A 16,568-nucleotide genomic window follows, 5' to 3' on the forward strand; every position below is an offset into this window, starting at 1 on the left:
GCCCCGCACATTACCGACTGGTCGGTACGTCGGGAACAGTGAGACCCGTGATGGCAGGAAGGGTGGGATCCATGTCATTGCGGCCATCGGTGCGCCGGTCGAGAATCGAGACATGCGAACGGTGCTGATCGTCCTCTTCGACGGGGTGCAGAGCCTCGACGTCACCGGCCCCCTGGAGGTGTTCGCGGGCGCCGAGACCTACCGCGGCGGCTCGTACCGCATCCGCACGGCCTCCCTTGACGGCGCCCTGGTGCGCACCTCCAGCGGCCTCGTCCTGGTCCCGGACGAGGCGCTCGCCGACGCTCCCGCCGCGCACACCCTGCTGGTCCCCGGCGGCCGCGGTACCCGGCGCCCGGACCCCCGCCTGCTCGACTGGCTGCGCGCGCACGGTCCGCGCGCCGAGCGCCTGGTCTCGGTGTGCACCGGCGCCGGACTGCTCGCGGCGGCGGGCCTCCTCGACGGCCGCCGCGCGACGACCCACTGGGCGTACTGCGACCAGCTCGCCCACGACCACCCGGCGGTCGCCGTCGACCCCGACCCCATCTACGTACGCGACGGCAACGTGTCCACCTCGGCGGGCGTCACCTCCGGCATCGACCTGGCCCTCGCCCTCGTCGAGGAGGATCTGGGCCGCGACGCCGCCCTGACCATCGCCCGGCACCTCGTCGTCTTCCTCCGGCGTCCGGGCAACCAGGCCCAGTTCAGCGCCCAGCTCGCCGCCCAGACCGCGCGACGCGAACCGCTGCGCGAGGTCCAGCACTGGATCTCCGAACACCCCGGCGACGACCTGAGCATCGAGTCGCTCGCCGCCCGTGCCCGCCTCTCGCCCCGCCATTTCGCCCGCGCCTTCCAGAGCGAGACGGGCACGACGCCCGGCCGGTACGTCGAGCGGGTCCGTCTCGAGCAGGCCCGCCGTCTCCTGGAGGACACCACCGACGGCATCGAGGAGATCTCCCGCGCCTGCGGCTACGGCACGCCCGAGGGTATGCGCCGCGCCTTCGTGAAGATCCTCGGCTCGGCACCGGCCGAATACCGGCGCCGCTTCCGGCCCGCGCCCAAGGGCTGACGGCGGCCCGCCCCACTCGCCTGCCCCGCCGCGGGCCGGCCGCCTCACCGTCCCGCGTGTCCCGGCCTCGCCTCGCTCGCGACTCCCGCTCACCCAGGGGCCGCCACCGCGCCCCTCGCCGAAAGGAACCCGATGCAGATCGCCATCGTCCTCTTCGACCGCTTCACCGCCCTGGACGCCGTCGGCCCGTACGAGACCCTCGGCCGCCTGCCGGACGCGGACACCGTCTTCGTCGCCGAGCGCACCGGCCCGGTCCGTTCCGACACCGGCAGGCTCGCGCTGACCGCCGACAGGAGCCTCGCGGAGGTACCGAACCCGGACATCGTGGTGGTACCGGGAGGGCCGGGCCAGAGCGCGCAGATGGACAACGGGGTCCTCCTGGACTGGCTGCGGGACGCCGACGGCACCAGTGTCTGGACGACCTCGGTGTGCACCGGTTCCCTCCTGCTCGCCGCCGCGGGGCTCCTGGACGGCCGCCGGGCCACCTCCCACTGGCTGGCCCTCGGCCACCTGGCGCGGTTCGGAGCCGAGCCGACGGGGGAGCGGGTCGTGTTCGACGGCAAGTACGTGACCGCGGCGGGTGTCTCCGCCGGCATCGACATGGGGCTCACCCTGCTCGGCCGGATCGCGGGGGACGAACACGCCCAGGCCGTACAGCTGCTGACCGAGTACGACCCGCAGCCGCCCTACGACGCCGGGTCCCCGGAGAAGGCGCCCGCGCACCTGGTCGCGGAGTTCCGGAGCAAGAGCCGCTTCATTCTGACGTAGGCGTGCGGACCGCCCGCCTCACACGCGCCCGAAGAGCCGTGCCCCGAACGGCCGTCAGGTCCTCACGGGGCCCAGGTGAAGCGCGGCTGCCTGCGCTCCAGGAAGGCGGCGACCCCCTCCGCGGTGTCGCCGCCGCCGCGCGCCTGTTCCGCCCAGTACGCGTCACGGTCGGTGCGCCCGTTCGCGAACTCCTTCGCAGACGCCTGCGTGAGCAGGGAGCGCGAGGCGAGGATGCGGGTGAACTCCGCCACCCGCTTGTCGAGTTCACCCTCGGGCAGTACCTCGTCCACCAGGCCTGTGCGCAACGCGCGCTCAGCGTCGATCAACTCGCCCGAGAAGAGCAGGTACTTGGCGGCGGACGGACCCACCAGTGCCGCCAACCGCCGTGTGGAGGAGGCCGGATAGACGATCCCGAGCTTCGCCGGAGTCACCCCGAAGAGCGATCCCTCCTGGGCGAACCGCAGATCGCAGGCGGCCGCGAGCTGGGATCCGCCGCCCACGCAGTAGCCGCGGATCGCGGCCAGTGTCGGCTTCGGGAACGCGGCGAGGGACTCCTCGGCGAGCACGGCCAGGCCCTGGGCCTCGTCCGGCGAGCCGCGGAGCGTCGAGATGTCGGCTCCGGCGCAGAACGTCCCGCCCTCACCGGTGAGCACCAGGGCGTGCACATCGGCGCGAACGGTCAACTCGTCCAGCAACGGCGGCAGCGCTCGCCACATCCCCGTCGTCATGGCGTTCCGCTTGGCGGGGTGATGGATGACGACGGTGGCGACTCCGTCGCCGACGTGGTGCAACAGCTGCGGCTCCATGCGCCGGATGCTATCTGCACCTACAGCGGGCTCCGGATCGCGGGCACCCTCCCGGGCCGTCTCCCGGGCCGTCTCGTGGGCTCCGGAAAGGCGGGGGAACGAATCGGGTCAGCTGAGGGGCAAACCCGTACAACCCGAAGAGTTTCCGAAGTCGGCACAAGACGGACAGGAGCTGTCGTGGAACTGACCGTGTCATACGCAAACGATCAGAAACCATCGATAATTGCTGACTTCTGTTCAGTCAACCGGTACGGACCGGCGCATTACCAACACTCAATGTGTGGTGACAATCGAGCGCAAGGGTGGCGACCGGACGATGGAGAACCCCGGGCCGGGGTCCGACCCCAGCCCTGAAGGCGGAGGCGCGACCTCCGGCGTCAGATCGCCGGGACCGCTGCCGTACGAGGGGGTGTGGCGGTTCACCGCCACCGCCGTCGACGCCTCGGTGCCGCAGGCGCGGCACGCCGTCCGTGATCTGCTGGTCCGCCAGGGGGTACCGGTCTCGGACGATCTCGTTCATGGACTGCTGTTGATCGTGTCCGAACTGGTCACGAACGCCGTCAAGCACGCGGCACTTCTGTCGCCGATGCTCGCGGTGGAGGTCGCGGTCGGCGCCGAGTGGGTGCGGGTGTCCGTCGAGGACAACCACCCCTACCGGCCGACCGCGCTGGAGGCCGACCACGGGCAGACCGGGGGCCGGGGCCTGCTGCTGGTGCGTGAGGTCACCAGGGAGTACGGCGGCGTGTGCGACGTCGAGCACACCGCGAGCGGCGGCAAGGTGATCTGGGCCGCCCTGCCGCTCGCTCCGGGCGCGTAGGGACCGGCCTACCAGCCCGCGGACGGGCCCGTCAGCTCCCGGATCGCCGGACGGGCCGCGTCCAGCACCGTCATGAACCACGCCGAGAAGGGGTCCTTCTCGTGCCGCTCCGCCAGCTCGGCGGCGGTCACGAAGGCCGTCGAGCCGACCTCTTCCGCGTCGGGCCGCAGCCCCGACTGCACCATCCCGACGAACAGATGGTTGTACTCCTGCTCCACCAGGCCCGAGTCCGGGTCCGGGTGGTTGTAACGGACCGTGCCCGCCTCGGCGAGCAGGGTCGGCGACACCCCGAGCTCCTCGTACGTCCGCCGGGCCGCCGCGGCGAAGGGCGCCTCGCCCGGGTAGGGGTGGCCGCAGCAGGTGTTCGACCAGACACCGGGGGAGTGGTACTTGCCGAGGGCGCGCTGCTGCAGCAGCAGCCGGCCCCGCTCGTCGAAGAGGAACACCGAGAACGCTCGGTGCAACTGCCCCGGGGCCTGATGAGCCGCGAGCTTCTCGGCCGTACCGATCGTGTTGCCGTCCTCGTCGACCAGTTCCAGCAAGATCGCTTCAACGGTGCCGTTCGACGAACTGTGCGTCGCGGTGGCAGGTGTGATCGGCATACCCATCCTTCGCATCGGTCTTCAGGACCCAGTCTGCCGTACGAAACCGGCACTCCCGGCACTTCGCGGCTCCCGCATGTCCCGCCCCGGGGAGCCCCGGGGCGGGACACGCGGCCGACGTGGGTCAGACGCCGAAAGCGGCCGGATACCTGAGCGTGCCCGGTGCCACCGACACGGAATCGTCGAGGACGAGGGCCATCAGGTGTTCGGACGGCACGTCGAATCCGGGCCGGATGCCGTAGGCGGCGGCGGGCCCGAAACCGAACCTCGGGTAGTACCCGGGATGCCCGAGTACGAGGACGAGCCCCTCACCCCGCGCGCGTGCCGCCTCCAGCACCGCGCGTACGACAGCCGATCCGGCGCCTTGGCGCTGCCGGTCCGGCCGGACCGCGACCGGTGCCAGCGCGGCCGCGGGGACGCCGTCGACGTGACAGCGGGTGATCAACGCGTACGCCGCGATCGTGCCGTCCGGTGCCTCGGCGACGTACGACAGGCCGGGCAGCCACGCCTCGGGGTCGGTGCGCAGCGCGTCCACCAGATCGGCCTCCTCCGCCCTTGCGAAGGCGGCGGCCGTCACGGCGTACACCTCGGCGATGTCGGCGGAGATCTCCCGGCGGGTGTGCCAGACAGTGCTCTGACCGGTGCTGTTACCGGTGCTCTGACCGGTGGTGTGTTCAGTGCGGTGTTCGATGTGGTCGGTCAACGTGGAAACCCTTGTTGAGGGGCCCGGCCGACGCGTCGCAGGAACGGCGGGTCAGCCCCGGGCCCGGGAAACGGGGACGACGAGGACGCTGCGCGTGGCAGCGCCGAGAGCGGCCGTCATCAACCCACCTCCTGGGATCGTCGGACACGCTAACAGGCGGTGCCGCGGTGCCGCCTCCGGATTTCCGTCAGTGGCAGAGCTTCGCCTCGTGCTCCGCGTGTCCGCTCGGCTCCAGCTGGAAGGTGCAGTGCTCGACGTCGAAGTGGACGCCCAGGCAGCCCTGGAGCTCGTGCAGGATCTTCTCGTGCCCGATCGCGTTCAGGACGTCGGAGCTGACGACCACGTGCGCGGAGAGGACCGGCATGCCCGATGTGATGGTCCAGGCGTGCAGGTCGTGGACGTCCTCGACCCCGTCGAGGGCCAGGATGTGGGCGCGTACGTCCGCCATGTCGACGCCCTTGGGAGCCGCCTCCAGGAGCACGTCGAGCGTCTCGTGGAGCAGCTTCCAGGTGCGCGGGACGATCATCAGGGCGATGGCGATCGAGGCGATCGGGTCCGCGGCCTGCCAGCCCGTGGTCATGATCACCACCGCGGAGACGATGACGGCCACCGAGCCCAGCGCGTCCGCGGCCACCTCCAGGAAGGCGCCGCGCACGTTCAGGCTGTCCTTCTGCCCGCGCATCAGCAGCGTCAGCGACACCGTGTTGGCGACCAGACCGATGACACCGAACACGATGGTCAGTCCGCCCTCGGTGTCCGCTGGCGTCACGAAGCGCTGGATCGCCTCGACGAGCACATAGCCGCCGACCACGAGCAGCAGCAGACAGTTGGCGAGCGCGGCGAGGATCTCGGCCCGCGCGAGGCCGAAGGTGCGGTTCTCGCTCGGCGGGCGCGCCGCGAAGTGGATCGCGAGCAGGGCCATGCCCAGCCCCAGCGCGTCCGTCGCCATGTGCGCCGCGTCCGCGACGAGCGCCAGCGAATCGGCGAGCAGGCCTCCGAAGATCTCGACGACCATGACGGTGAGCGTGATCGCCAGCGCGACGCGCAGCCTCCCCCGGTACGCGGCTGTCGCCGTACCGGTCGGGGGCGCGCCGTGCGCGTGCCCGTGGTCGTGCCCAGCCCCCATGAAAGCCGCCTCCCGTGTTCCGCTCGGTCGTCACAGTGAACTACGGGCGGGGGGTACCGGGCAACGCGGCACTGAACACCGTTGTCATATGCTCTGACCTGCGGAAACGATCAGCAGGTCAGAGCACCGGCACGATCACGCGGACGTGGTCTCCGGGTGGTGCAGCAGCCAGCCCCGCCATGCCGACTCCACCATCTCGCGCACGTCGCGCCGCGCGCGCCAGCCCAGCTCGTCCGCCGCCAGGGCGGCCGAGGCGACCGCGCGCGGGGCGTCACCCGGGCGGCGCGGCTCGACGAGCGGCTGCCGGGTGTCCCCGGTGACCTCGGCCACGAGCGTCATGAGCTCCCGCACGGAGACCCCTTCGCCACGGCCGATGTTCACCGTCAGATCACCGCTCGCGCCGTCGGCCAGCCGCCGGGCCGCCGTGAGATGCGCCTCGGCGAGGTCGGCGACATGGATGTAGTCGCGTACGCAGGTGCCGTCCGGCGTCGGGTAGTCGTCGCCGAAGATCCCTGGGGCCTCGTCGCGCGTGAGGCGGTCGAACACCATCGGGATGATGTTGAAGACGCCCGTGTCGGCGAGTTCCGGCGAGGCCGCGCCCGCGACGTTGAAGTAGCGCAGGCACACGGTGGCGATCCCGTGCGCCCGGCCCGCCGCCCGCACCAGCCACTCGCCGGCGAGCTTGGTCTCGCCGTAGGGGCTCAGCGGGGCGCAGGGAGTGCTCTCCGTGATGAGGTCCACATCGGGGTTGCCGTAGACGGCCGCCGACGAGGAGAACACGAAGCGCTTGACGCCCGCCCCGGCGACCGCCTCCAGGAGCGTCGCGAGACCGCCCACGTTCTCCTGGTAGTAGAGCGTCGGTTCGGCCACGGACTGACCGACCTGCTTGCGCGCGGCGAGGTGCACGACGCCCGTCACCGCGTGCTCCGCCAGGACCCGCTTGAGCAGATCCCCGTCCAGCGACGACCCCTGAACCAAGGGGATGCTCTCCGGAAGCCGGTTCGGTACCCCCGACGAGAGGTCGTCGAGGGCGACGACCCGCTCTCCGGCCTCCGCCATCGCCCGGGCCACGTGGGCCCCGATGTATCCGGCTCCGCCTGTGATCAGCCATGTCATGGAGGACCACCCTATGCCGGTCCCGCGCGGCGTCCGCCGTGCCCCGCTCCCGGGGCGCGGGGCGTACGGCGCACCGTGCCGAGAATGCGCCGGTCTGTGAACCCGGGTTTGTGACCCGGGCCCGGAATCCCCGATGATGATCGCCGTGCCGGTAAGGCAAAACCGGTTGATCGGGCCGTGAACGGGCGGTGAACGCCGTCTTCCGTTCATCGGATACCCTCTGCCGACATGCCGCCGGGCCCGCCGCCGCGGGCCGGGGGCCATCCCATCACGTACACGCCAGGCGTCAGGCCGCGCCGGCATTCAGGGAGTGAGTTCGCTGTCGACCGCCATCCTCACCGGCCAGCCGGTCCCCGGATCGTCGCTCGAAGGCGATCTGCGGTCGCTCGGCTTCGACGTGCGGCTCGCCTCCGACGCGGGCGAGACAGAGGCGCTGCTCGCCGCCGCGCCGGCGAACGAACGGGTCGCCGTCGTCGACGCCCGCTTCGTGGGCCATGTACACGCCCTGCGCCTCGGCCTCACCGACCCACGTTTCGCGGCCTCCGCGCTGCCCGGCGCCGTATCCGTGCAGCCCGAGGCCCGGCGGGCGCTGGCCCGCGCCGTGGCCCATGAGACCGCCGCCGCGGGCGGTGTGGCCGTCACCACGGAGAACCTCGTCGACCGCCTCGGCGCGGCACTCGACGCGGACGGCCTCGCCGTCCACCGTCCCGAGCTCGGCAGCCTCGTCGCCGCCGTCCCCGCCGATCCGCAGGAGCGCAACGAGGTCCGGCAGTCCGTGCTGGCCGTCGACGACGAGGCCGTACGGCTGCGCAGCGCCGTCAAGGCCCGCGACGGCTTCTTCACCACGTACTGCATCAGCCCGTACTCGCGCTACATCGCCCGCTGGTGCGCCCGCCGCGGTCTGACCCCGAACCAGGTCACCACCGCCTCGCTGATCACCGCGCTGATCGCCGCGAGCTGCGCCGCCACCGGCACCCGCCTCGGCTTCGTCGCGGCCGGGCTGCTGCTCCTGTTCTCCTTCGTCCTGGACTGCACGGACGGACAGCTCGCCCGCTACTCCCTCCAGTACTCGACGCTCGGCGCCTGGCTGGACGCGACCTTCGACCGCGCCAAGGAGTACGCCTACTACGCGGGCCTCGCGCTCGGCGCGGCCCGCGGCGGCGACGACGTATGGGCGCTCGCGCTCGGCGCGATGATCCTGCAGACCTGCCGGCACGTCGTGGACTTCTCCTTCAACGAGGCGAACCACGACGCCGAGGCCAACACCAGCCCCACCGCCGCCCTCTCGGGCAAGCTCGACAGCGTCGGCTGGACGGTCTGGGTGCGCCGGATGATAGTTCTGCCCATCGGCGAACGATGGGCGATGATCGCCGTTCTCACGGCGCTGACGACCCCCCGTATCACCTTCTACGCGCTGCTCGCCGGCTGTGCCTTCGCGGCCACCTACACCACGGCGGGCCGGGTGCTGCGCTCGCTGACCCGCAAGGCGCGCCGCACGGACCGCGCCGCCCGGGCGCTCGTGGACCTCACCGACTCCGGCCCGCTGGCCGAGTACCTGACGCGTTTCGCCGGCCGCCTCCCGCGGATCGGCCCCGCGCTCGTCGCCTTCGTGGCCGGGGCGATCGTCGTGACATCCGCCGCACTCGCCCCCTACGGCAGCTGGTGGCCCGTCCTGGGCGCCGCCGTCTACGTCCTGCTGTCGCCGGTCGCCCTGGTCAGGCCCCTGAAGGGCGCCCTCGACTGGCTGGTGCCGCCGTTCTACCGCGCGGCCGAGTACCTCACCGTTCTGGTACTGGCGGCCCACGCGGGCGTGAACGGAGCACTTCCTGCGGCTTTCGGCCTGGTGGCCGCGGTCGCCTACCATCACTACGACACGGTGTACCGCATCCGCGGCAACGCCGGAGCCCCCCCGCACTGGCTGGTGCGGGCGATCGGCGGGCACGAAGGCAGGACGCTGCTGGTCACCGTCCTGGCCGCGCTGCTCGCCGCCTCACAGTTCAAGGTCGCGCTCACGGCATTCGCCGTGGCCGTCGCCCTACTGGTGCTCGCCGAGAGCATCCGCTTCTGGGTGTCCACCGGGGCGCCCGCCGTACACGATGAAGGAGAACCCGCATGATCGGCCTTGTACTGGCAGCCGGCGCCGGACGGCGTCTGCGCCCCTACACCGACAGCCTCCCGAAGGCTCTCGTGCCGGTGGGCCCTGCGGGCGCAGAGGACTCCCTCACCGTCCTGGACCTGACCCTCGGCAACTTCGCCGAGATCGGTCTGACCGAGGTCGGCATCATCGTCGGCTACCGCAAGGAAGCCGTGTACGACCGCAAGGCGGCCCTTGAGGAGAAGTACGGCCTCAAGATCACGCTGATCGACAACGACAAGGCCGAGGAGTGGAACAACGCCTACTCCCTGTGGTGCGGCCGTGACGCCCTCAAGGACGGCGTCATACTCGCCAACGGCGACACCGTGCACCCGGTCTCCGTCGAGCGGACGCTGCTCGCCGCCCGCGGTGAGGGCAAGAAGATCATCCTCGCCCTCGACACGGTGAAGAAGCTCGCCGACGAGGAGATGAAGGTCGTCGTGGACCCCGAGAAGGGCGTCCAGAAGATCACCAAGCTCATGGACCCGTCCGAGGCCACCGGTGAGTACATCGGCGTGACCCTCATCGAGGGCGCCGCCGCCGACGAGCTGACCGACGCCCTGAAGACGGTCTGGGAGACGGACCCGCAGCAGTTCTACGAGCACGGCTACCAGGAGCTCGTCAACCGCGGCTTCAAGATCGACGTCGCGCCGATCGGTGAGGTCAAGTGGGTCGAGATCGACAACCACGACGACCTGGCCAAGGGACGTGAGATCGCGTGCCAGTACTGACGAGGCTCATCCCCTCGCCGGTCGTCGTCGACATCCGTCCGGGTGCCCTGGACGACCTCGCGAGCGTACTCAGCGACGAGCGCATCTCGCACTCGGGCAAGCTGGCCATAGCGGTCAGCAACGGCTCGGGCGCGAGGCTGCGCGAGCGGATCGCCCCGTCGCTGCCGGGAGCCACCTGGTACGAGGTCGGTGGCGGCACGCTGGATGACGCGATCCGGCTGGCCGGCGACATGAAGTCCGGGCACTACGACGCCGTCGTGGGCCTCGGCGGCGGCAAGATCATCGACTGCGCGAAGTTCGCCGCGGCACGGATCGGGCTGCCCCTGGTCGCCGTGCCGACGAACCTCGCGCACGACGGTCTGTGCTCGCCGGTCGCCACCCTCGACAACGACGCGGGCCGCGGCTCGTACGGCGTGCCCAACCCGATCGCCGTGCTCATCGACCTCGACGTGATCCGTGAGGCGCCGGTCCGGTTCGTCCGGGCGGGCATCGGAGACGCGGTCTCCAACATCAACGCGATCGCCGACTGGGAGCTGGCCAACCGGGTCAACGGAGAGAAGATCGACGGGCTGGCCGCCGCCATGGCGCGCCAGGCGGGCGAGGCCGTGCTCCGGCACCCCGGCGGTGTCGGCGACAACGGCTTCCTCCAGGTGCTCGCGGAGGCGCTCGTCCTCACCGGCGTCGCGATGTCGATCTCGGGCGACTCACGCCCGGCCTCCGGCTCCTGCCACGAGATCAACCACGCCTTCGACATCCTCTTCCCCCAGCGCGCGGCCAGCCACGGTGAGCAGTGCGGCCTGGGCGCGGCCTTCGCGATGTACATGCGCGGGGCGCACGAGGAAGCGGCGTTCATGGCCGAGGTGCTGCACCGGCACGGACTGCCGGTACTGCCCGAGGAGATCGGCTTCACCGTGGACGAGTTCGTGCAGGTCGTGGAGTTCGCTCCGCAGACCCGGCCCGGCCGCTACACGATCCTCGAGCACCTCGACCTGAAATCCAACCAGATCAAGGACATCTACTCCGACTATGCCAAGGCCATCGGTAGCTGAACTCCGCCCCGTCGTTCACCCCCCTGGGGTGAAGGACCGGCGCAGCGGTGAGCACTGGGCGGGACGCCTGTACATGCGAGAGATCTCGCTGCGCTGCGACCGCTACCTGGTGAACACCAGGATCACGCCCAACCAGCTCACGTACCTGATGACCCTGTGCGGCGTGCTCGCGGCCCCGGCCCTGTTGGTGCCGGGGATCGCGGGCGCCGTGCTCGGCGTGGTGATGGTCCAGCTGTATCTGCTGCTCGACTGTGTCGACGGCGAGGTCGCGCGCTGGAAGAAGCAGTACTCGCTCGGCGGGGTCTACCTCGACCGCGTCGGCGCCTACCTGACCGACGCGGCCGTCCTCGTGGGCCTCGGTCTGCGCGCCGCCGACCTGTGGGGCACGGGCAGCGTCGACTGGCTGTGGGCCTTCCTCGGCACACTGGCCGCCCTCGGCGCGATCCTGATCAAGGCCGAGACCGATCTCGTCGGCGTCGCCCGCCATCAGGGCGGCCTGCCACCGGTCAAGGAGTCCGCCTCCGAGCCCCGTTCCTCGGGCGTGGCGCTGGCCCGCAGGGCCGCCGCGGCCCTCAAGTTCCACCGGCTGATCCTCGGTATCGAGGCCTCCCTGCTGATCCTCGTCCTTGCGATCGCGGACCAGATCAGGGGAGACCTGTTCTTCACCCGGCTCGGCACCGCCGTGCTCGCCGGCATCGCGGTCCTGCAGACCGTGCTGCACCTCGTGTCCATCCTCGCTTCGAGCAGGCTCAAGTGAGTACGGCGACGAAGGTCGGCGCGGTGATCATCACCATGGGCAACCGTCCCGAGGAACTCCGGGCCCTTCTCGACTCCGTCGCCAAGCAGGACGGCGACCGCGTCGAGGTGGTCGTCGTCGGCAACGGCTCACCCGTCCCGGACGTCCCCGCGGGCGTCCGCACGGTCGAGGTGCCCGAGAACCTCGGTATCCCCGGCGGACGCAACGTCGGCATCGAGGCCTTCGGCCCCGGCGGCACCGACGTGGACGTCCTCCTCTTCCTGGACGACGACGGACTGCTGGCCCGCAACGACACGGCCGAGCTGTGCCGCCGGGCCTTCGCCGACGATCCGGACCTCGGCATCATCAGCTTCCGCATCGCCGACCCCGAGACCGGCGAGACCCAGCGCCGTCATGTCCCGAGGCTCCGCGCCGCCGACCCGATGCGCTCCTCGCGCGTCACCACGTTCCTCGGCGGCGCCAACGCGGTCCGCACGAAGGTCCTCGCCGAGGTCGGCGGGCTCCCGGACGCCTTCTTCTACGCCCATGAGGAGACCGACCTGGCCTGGCGGGCCCTCGACGCCGGCTGGATGATCGACTACCGGTCCGACATGGTGCTGTACCACCCGACGACCGCCCCCTCGCGGCACGCGGTGTACCACCGCATGGTGGCCCGCAACCGCGTCTGGCTCGCACGCCGCAACCTGCCCGCGCCGCTCGTCCCGGTCTACCTCGGTGTCTGGATGCTCCTGACCCTTCTGCGCCGCCCCTCGCGAGCGGCCCTGCGTGCCTGGTTCGGCGGATTCAGGGAAGGCTGGACCAGTCCGTGCGGACCCCGCACCCCCATGAAGTGGCGTACCGTGTGGCGGCTGACACGACTGGGCCGACCTCCTGTCATCTGACAAGCTCGATTCTGAGAGCATTCGGGCCGTACCGGTCCCCGGCTCATGCCTATGCCCGACCAGGCTGTGTGCATCTTGAAGACGAAAGTTTCCACTTGTGAGTGAGACAACGCATGACGGCGGAGTCGCGGTGAGCGACCGACCGTCGCCCGATGACGGGCTTTCCGCGGCCGAGGTGGCCGCCAAGTACGGGCTCGCGGTCAGCGGCGCCCGGCCCGGGCTCGTCGAGTACGTTCGTCAGCTCTGGGGCCGGCGGCACTTCATCCTCGCCTTCTCGCAGGCGAAGCTCACCGCCCAGTACAGCCAGGCCAAGCTGGGCCAGCTGTGGCAGGTGGCGACGCCGCTGCTCAACGCGCTCGTCTACTACCTGATCTTCGGCCTGATCCTGCAGGCCAACAAGGGTTTGTCACGCGAGGTGTACATCCCCTTCCTGGTGACCGGCGTCTTCGTCTTCACGTTCACGCAGAGCTCGATCATGGCGGGCGTCCGGGCGATCTCGGGCAACCTCGGCCTGGTGCGCGCGCTGCACTTCCCGCGTGCCTCGCTGCCGATCTCGTTCGCGCTCCAGCAGCTTCAGCAGCTGCTGTTCTCGATGATCGTGCTGTTCATCGTGGTGATCGCCTTCGGCAGCTATCCGGGCCTGTCGTGGCTGCTGATCATCCCCGTGCTGTGCCTGCAGTTCCTCTTCAACACGGGCCTCGCCCTGATCGTGGCGAGGATGGGCGCCAAGACGCCCGACCTCGCCCAGCTGATGCCGTTCATCCTGCGCACGTGGATGTACGCGTCCGGCGTCATGTTCTCCATCAGCACCATGCTCGCCGGCCGCCCCGAATGGATCGCCCGCGTGCTCCAGGCGAACCCGGCCGCCGTCTACATGGACCTGATGCGCTTCGCGCTCATCGACGGCTACGGCTCCTCCAACCTGCCGCCGCACGTGTGGGCCATCGCCGTCTTCTGGGCCGTGGTCATCTCCGTCGGCGGGTTCGTGTACTTCTGGAAGGCTGAAGAGAGGTACGGCCGTGGCTGAGCTCGAGAAGAGGTCGCACATTCCGACCGTCATCGCGGACGAACTGCACATCGTCTACCGCGTGAACGGCGCCAAGACCGGCAAGGGCAGCGCCACCTCGGCACTCAGCCGCATCCTCAAGCGCGGCGAGGAGCGCGGTGTGCGCAAGGTGCACGCCGTGAAGGGCGTCTCCTTCACCGCGTACCGGGGCGAGGCCATCGGCCTCATCGGCTCGAACGGCTCCGGCAAGTCCACGCTCCTGCGGGCCATTGCCGGCCTGCTCCCCGCGGAGAAGGGCAAGGTCTTCACCGACGGCCAGCCCTCGCTGCTCGGCGTGAACGCCGCCCTGATGAACGACCTGACGGGCGAGCGGAACGTCATATTGGGCGGGCTCGCTATGGGCATGTCCCGCGAGCAGATCAGGGAGCGCTACGAGGGCATCGTCGAGTTCTCCGGGATCAACGACAAGGGCGACTTCATCACCCTGCCGATGCGGACCTACTCCTCCGGAATGGCGGCCCGGCTGCGGTTCTCCATCGCCGCGGCCAAGGACCACGACGTCCTGATGATCGACGAGGCCCTCGCGACCGGCGACCGCTCCTTCCAGAAGCGGTCCGAGGCCCGCATCCGCGAGCTGCGCAAGAGCGCGGGCACGGTGTTTCTGGTCAGTCACAACAACAAGTCGATCCGCGACACCTGCGACCGCGTGCTGTGGCTGGAGCGCGGCGAGCTGCGCATGGACGGACCGACCGAAGAGGTCCTGAAGGAGTACGAGAAGTTCTCGGGCAAGTAGCCCGTTTCGCCCAGGGCCCCGCCGGAACTCTCCGGCGGGGCCCTGCGTCTGCAAAGGAAACGCCAACTCCCGTCGGCCTTAGGAATCTTGACGCCAATCGGTGTGTTGTTGTGATGTGCAGGACACCCCGACGGACTGTGCCGCGTTGTACAACGTAAGCTGTACCGGTGCTGAATCGCGGCAAGTAGGGCGATAATACGCGACACCCGGCACCGTCGCGCTGTGCGGATCTCCGGGCGGCGTGTCCGAAATGGGCAGTGTTGGGTCGGCAGTGTAGAACGGGAGATGTGACGGCAATGGCTACGGTGACTCTCCAGCTCCGCGATGCGTGTGCCGTCCTCGCGCCGGGCGGCGAGCGGTGACCGAAGCCGGGACGGCCCGCACCGGCGACGATCCGGCGCGCGGCACCCTCGACAAAGCCGCGGACGAGAACTTTCCCGTGGCCCCGTTCTTTCTGCCCAGGGCCTGGCGCGACGACTTGATGGCCGTGTACGGCTTCGCCCGCCTCGTCGACGACATCGGTGACGGCGACCTCGCCCCCGGCGGGGCGGACGCCCGCCTCCTCGGTGTACCGGCCACGCTGTCGGAGGACCGTACGGCCCTCCTCGACGCCTTCGAAGCCGATCTTCACCGCGTGTTCGACTCGACCCCGGGTCACCCCCTGCTGCGCCGGCTCCAGCCCACCGTCCGCCGCGCGGGCCTCACCCCCGAGCCCTTCCTCGCCCTGATCGCGGCCAACCGCCAGGACCAGCTGGTCCAGCGGTACGAGACCTACGACGATCTGCTCGCCTACTGCGAGCTCTCCGCGAACCCCGTCGGCCGCCTGGTCCTCTCCGTCACCGGAACGTCCACGCCCGAGCGGGTCCGCCACTCCGACGCGGTGTGCACCGCGCTGCAGATCGTCGAACACCTCCAGGACGTCGCCGAGGACCTCGGCCGCGACCGCGTCTACCTGCCCGCCGACGACATGAAACGTTTTCATGTCGTCGAAGCGGACCTGGCCGTCCCCACAGCAGGCGCATCGGTGCGAGCACTGGTTGCATACGAAGCAGAACGCGCCTTGAACCTCCTGAATGAAGGCACCCCCCTCGTGGGTAGCGTCCACGGCAGGCTGAAACTGCTGCTCGCGGGGTTCGTTGCGGGGGGAAGGGCGGCAATCCGTGCGATTGCCGCCGCCGAATACGACGTACTTCCCGGCCCGCCCAAGCCCGGCAAGCTCCAGTTGCTGCGCGAGGTGGGAGTGACTCTGCGAGGAGAGGGGTGATCCGGACCGTGGAGTCGGAACAGCACGTGTCCGCACCGGTACTCGCCGCGTACAGCTACTGCGAGGCGGTGACCGGTCAGCAGGCCCGCAATTTCGCGTACGGCATCAGGCTTCTACCGACGCCCAAGCGCCGTGCGATGTCGGCGCTCTACGCGTTCTCGCGGCGCGTCGACGACATCGGCGACGGCACGCTGGCGCCGGACGTGAAGGCCGTGCGCCTCGAGGAGACCCGGGCGGTGCTCGCCCGCGTCCGCGCGGGCACCGTCGACGAGGACGACACCGACCCGGTCGCCGTCGCCCTGAGCCACACCGCCGATTACTTCCCGGTACCCCTCGCGGGCCTGGACGAGCTCATCGACGGCGTGCTGATGGACGTACGGGGCGAGACGTACGAGACCTGGGACGACCTGAAGATCTACTGCCGGTGCGTGGCCGGGGCGATCGGGCGGCTCTCGCTCGGGGTCTTCGGCACCGAACCGGGGGCGCGTGGCGCCGAGCGCGCGCCGGAGTACGCCGACACGCTCGGGCTCGCGCTCCAGCTCACCAACATCCTGCGGGACGTCCGCGAGGACGCCGAGGGCGGGCGTACCTATCTGCCCGCCGACGATCTGGCCAAGTTCGGCTGCTCGGCCGGGTTCAACGGGCCGACCCCGCCGCCGGGCTCCGACTTCGCGGGCCTCGTGCACTTCGAGGTACGCCGGGCCCGCGCCCTCTTCGCCGAGGGTTACCGGCTGCTGCCCATGCTGGACCGGCGCAGCGGCGCGTGCGTCGCGGCCATGGCGGGCATCTACCGGCGTCTCCTCGACCGCATCGAGCGCGAGCCGGAGGCCGTGCTGCGCGGCCGGGTGTCGCTGCCGGGGCGCGAGAAGGCGTACGTCGCCGTGCGCGGCCTCTCCGGTCTGGACGCACGGCACGCCTCCCGCCGTACCGTCCGGAGGCGCGTCTGATG

Annotated in this window: 17 protein-coding genes; 12 read left to right on the plus strand and 5 right to left on the minus strand. The window is 70.5% G+C overall.

Going from position 1 to position 16,568, the window contains the following annotated elements; genetic code table 11:
• The first annotated feature begins 112 nt into the window (after positions 1-112).
• Positions 113-1,066, plus strand: a complete 954-nt coding sequence (locus tag OG788_RS36560) for a GlxA family transcriptional regulator (RefSeq protein ID WP_406375305.1) — start codon at positions 113-115, stop codon at positions 1,064-1,066.
• A gap of 132 nt (positions 1,067-1,198) precedes the next feature.
• A complete protein-coding gene (locus OG788_RS36565) occupies positions 1,199-1,834 on the plus strand; it encodes a DJ-1/PfpI family protein (RefSeq protein WP_406375306.1) in 636 nt (211 codons plus the stop codon).
• A 62-nt stretch (positions 1,835-1,896) separates the two neighbouring features.
• Here the strand turns inward: OG788_RS36565 and OG788_RS36570 are convergent, their stop codons facing one another.
• On the minus strand, positions 1,897-2,640 hold the full coding sequence (locus OG788_RS36570) for an enoyl-CoA hydratase/isomerase family protein (protein ID WP_356753622.1): 744 nt from the start codon (positions 2,638-2,640) through the stop codon (positions 1,897-1,899).
• Between the two features lie 316 nt (positions 2,641-2,956).
• Between OG788_RS36570 and OG788_RS36575 the strand changes: the two genes are divergently transcribed.
• The gene (locus tag OG788_RS36575) at positions 2,957-3,457 is read left to right on the plus strand and encodes an ATP-binding protein (protein ID WP_406376942.1); all 501 of its coding nucleotides are present in this window, start codon (positions 2,957-2,959) and stop codon (positions 3,455-3,457) included.
• Positions 3,458-3,465: 8 nt separating this feature from the next.
• Here OG788_RS36575 and idi read toward each other — a convergent pair whose 3' ends face one another.
• The 4 genes from idi to galE all read right to left on the minus strand — a co-directional run bounded on the left by idi (position 3,466) and on the right by galE (position 7,004).
• Complete coding sequence (gene idi, locus OG788_RS36580) at positions 3,466-4,059, minus strand: isopentenyl-diphosphate Delta-isomerase (protein ID WP_406375307.1); 594 nt, start codon at positions 4,057-4,059, stop codon at positions 3,466-3,468.
• Positions 4,060-4,183: 124 nt separating this feature from the next.
• Positions 4,184-4,762: a GNAT family N-acetyltransferase gene (locus tag OG788_RS36585; RefSeq protein ID WP_406375308.1), complete on the minus strand. Its 579-nt coding sequence runs from the start codon at positions 4,760-4,762 to the stop codon at positions 4,184-4,186.
• Positions 4,763-4,949: 187 nt separating this feature from the next.
• Positions 4,950-5,888: a cation diffusion facilitator family transporter gene (locus OG788_RS36590; protein WP_406375309.1), complete on the minus strand. Its 939-nt coding sequence runs from the start codon at positions 5,886-5,888 to the stop codon at positions 4,950-4,952.
• A 135-nt stretch (positions 5,889-6,023) separates the two neighbouring features.
• Positions 6,024-7,004 carry a UDP-glucose 4-epimerase GalE gene (gene galE / locus OG788_RS36595; protein ID WP_406375310.1) on the minus strand — a complete coding sequence of 327 codons (981 nt, stop codon included), beginning with the start codon at positions 7,002-7,004 and terminating at the stop codon, positions 6,024-6,026.
• A 319-nt stretch (positions 7,005-7,323) separates the two neighbouring features.
• Here galE and OG788_RS36600 point away from each other — a divergent pair, with 319 nt between their 5' ends.
• The 9 genes from OG788_RS36600 (at position 7,324) to hpnD (ending at position 16,566) form a co-directional block, all read left to right on the plus strand.
• A complete protein-coding gene (locus OG788_RS36600) occupies positions 7,324-9,120 on the plus strand; it encodes a DUF5941 domain-containing protein (RefSeq protein WP_406376943.1) in 1,797 nt (598 codons plus the stop codon).
• Entirely contained in the window at positions 9,117-9,869 is a 753-nt protein-coding gene (locus OG788_RS36605; protein WP_351543658.1) for a phosphocholine cytidylyltransferase family protein, read from the plus strand. Before OG788_RS36600 ends, OG788_RS36605 begins: the two co-directional genes overlap by 4 nt.
• On the plus strand, positions 9,857-10,918 hold the full coding sequence (locus tag OG788_RS36610; protein WP_351543655.1) for an iron-containing alcohol dehydrogenase family protein: 1,062 nt from the start codon (positions 9,857-9,859) through the stop codon (positions 10,916-10,918). Before OG788_RS36605 ends, OG788_RS36610 begins: the two co-directional genes overlap by 13 nt.
• Complete coding sequence (locus tag OG788_RS36615) at positions 10,896-11,675, plus strand: CDP-alcohol phosphatidyltransferase family protein (RefSeq protein WP_351543652.1); 780 nt, start codon at positions 10,896-10,898, stop codon at positions 11,673-11,675. The genes OG788_RS36610 and OG788_RS36615 overlap by 23 nt, the downstream gene beginning before the upstream one ends.
• A 35-nt stretch (positions 11,676-11,710) precedes the next feature.
• Positions 11,711-12,556: a glycosyltransferase family 2 protein gene (locus tag OG788_RS36620; RefSeq protein WP_406376944.1), complete on the plus strand. Its 846-nt coding sequence runs from the start codon at positions 11,711-11,713 to the stop codon at positions 12,554-12,556.
• 97 nt (positions 12,557-12,653) lie between these two features.
• Positions 12,654-13,583: an ABC transporter permease gene (locus tag OG788_RS36625; protein WP_351543649.1), complete on the plus strand. Its 930-nt coding sequence runs from the start codon at positions 12,654-12,656 to the stop codon at positions 13,581-13,583.
• Entirely contained in the window at positions 13,576-14,355 is a 780-nt protein-coding gene (locus OG788_RS36630) for an ABC transporter ATP-binding protein (protein ID WP_356753608.1), read from the plus strand. Before OG788_RS36625 ends, OG788_RS36630 begins: the two co-directional genes overlap by 8 nt.
• Before the next feature lie 358 nt (positions 14,356-14,713).
• On the plus strand, positions 14,714-15,619 hold the full coding sequence (gene hpnC, locus OG788_RS36635) for a squalene synthase HpnC (protein WP_406375311.1): 906 nt from the start codon (positions 14,714-14,716) through the stop codon (positions 15,617-15,619).
• Entirely contained in the window at positions 15,616-16,566 is a 951-nt protein-coding gene (gene hpnD, locus OG788_RS36640; protein ID WP_351541006.1) for a presqualene diphosphate synthase HpnD, read from the plus strand. Before hpnC ends, hpnD begins: the two co-directional genes overlap by 4 nt.
• Positions 16,567-16,568: the final 2 nt, after the last annotated feature.

It is taken from the genome of Streptomyces sp. NBC_00647 (genome assembly GCF_045207245.1).
In the GTDB taxonomy this organism is placed as follows: domain Bacteria; phylum Actinomycetota; class Actinomycetes; order Streptomycetales; family Streptomycetaceae; genus Streptomyces.

Bases quoted from the DNA above. Each gene is read 5' to 3' on its own strand.
- OG788_RS36560 (WP_406375305.1), top strand. From the start codon at position 113: ATGCGAACGGTGCTGATCGTCCTCTTCGACGGGGTGCAGAGCCTCGAC.
- OG788_RS36565 (WP_406375306.1), top strand. From the start codon at position 1,199: ATGCAGATCGCCATCGTCCTCTTCGACCGCTTCACCGCCCTGGACGCC.
- OG788_RS36570 (WP_356753622.1), bottom strand. From the start codon at position 2,640: ATGGAGCCGCAGCTGTTGCACCACGTCGGCGACGGAGTCGCCACCGTC.
- OG788_RS36575 (WP_406376942.1), top strand. From the start codon at position 2,957: ATGGAGAACCCCGGGCCGGGGTCCGACCCCAGCCCTGAAGGCGGAGGC.
- idi (WP_406375307.1), bottom strand. From the start codon at position 4,059: ATGCCGATCACACCTGCCACCGCGACGCACAGTTCGTCGAACGGCACC.
- OG788_RS36590 (WP_406375309.1), bottom strand. From the start codon at position 5,888: ATGGGGGCTGGGCACGACCACGGGCACGCGCACGGCGCGCCCCCGACC.
- galE (WP_406375310.1), bottom strand. From the start codon at position 7,004: ATGACATGGCTGATCACAGGCGGAGCCGGATACATCGGGGCCCACGTG.
- OG788_RS36605 (WP_351543658.1), top strand. From the start codon at position 9,117: ATGATCGGCCTTGTACTGGCAGCCGGCGCCGGACGGCGTCTGCGCCCC.
- OG788_RS36615 (WP_351543652.1), top strand. From the start codon at position 10,896: ATGCCAAGGCCATCGGTAGCTGAACTCCGCCCCGTCGTTCACCCCCCT.
- OG788_RS36620 (WP_406376944.1), top strand. From the start codon at position 11,711: ATGGGCAACCGTCCCGAGGAACTCCGGGCCCTTCTCGACTCCGTCGCC.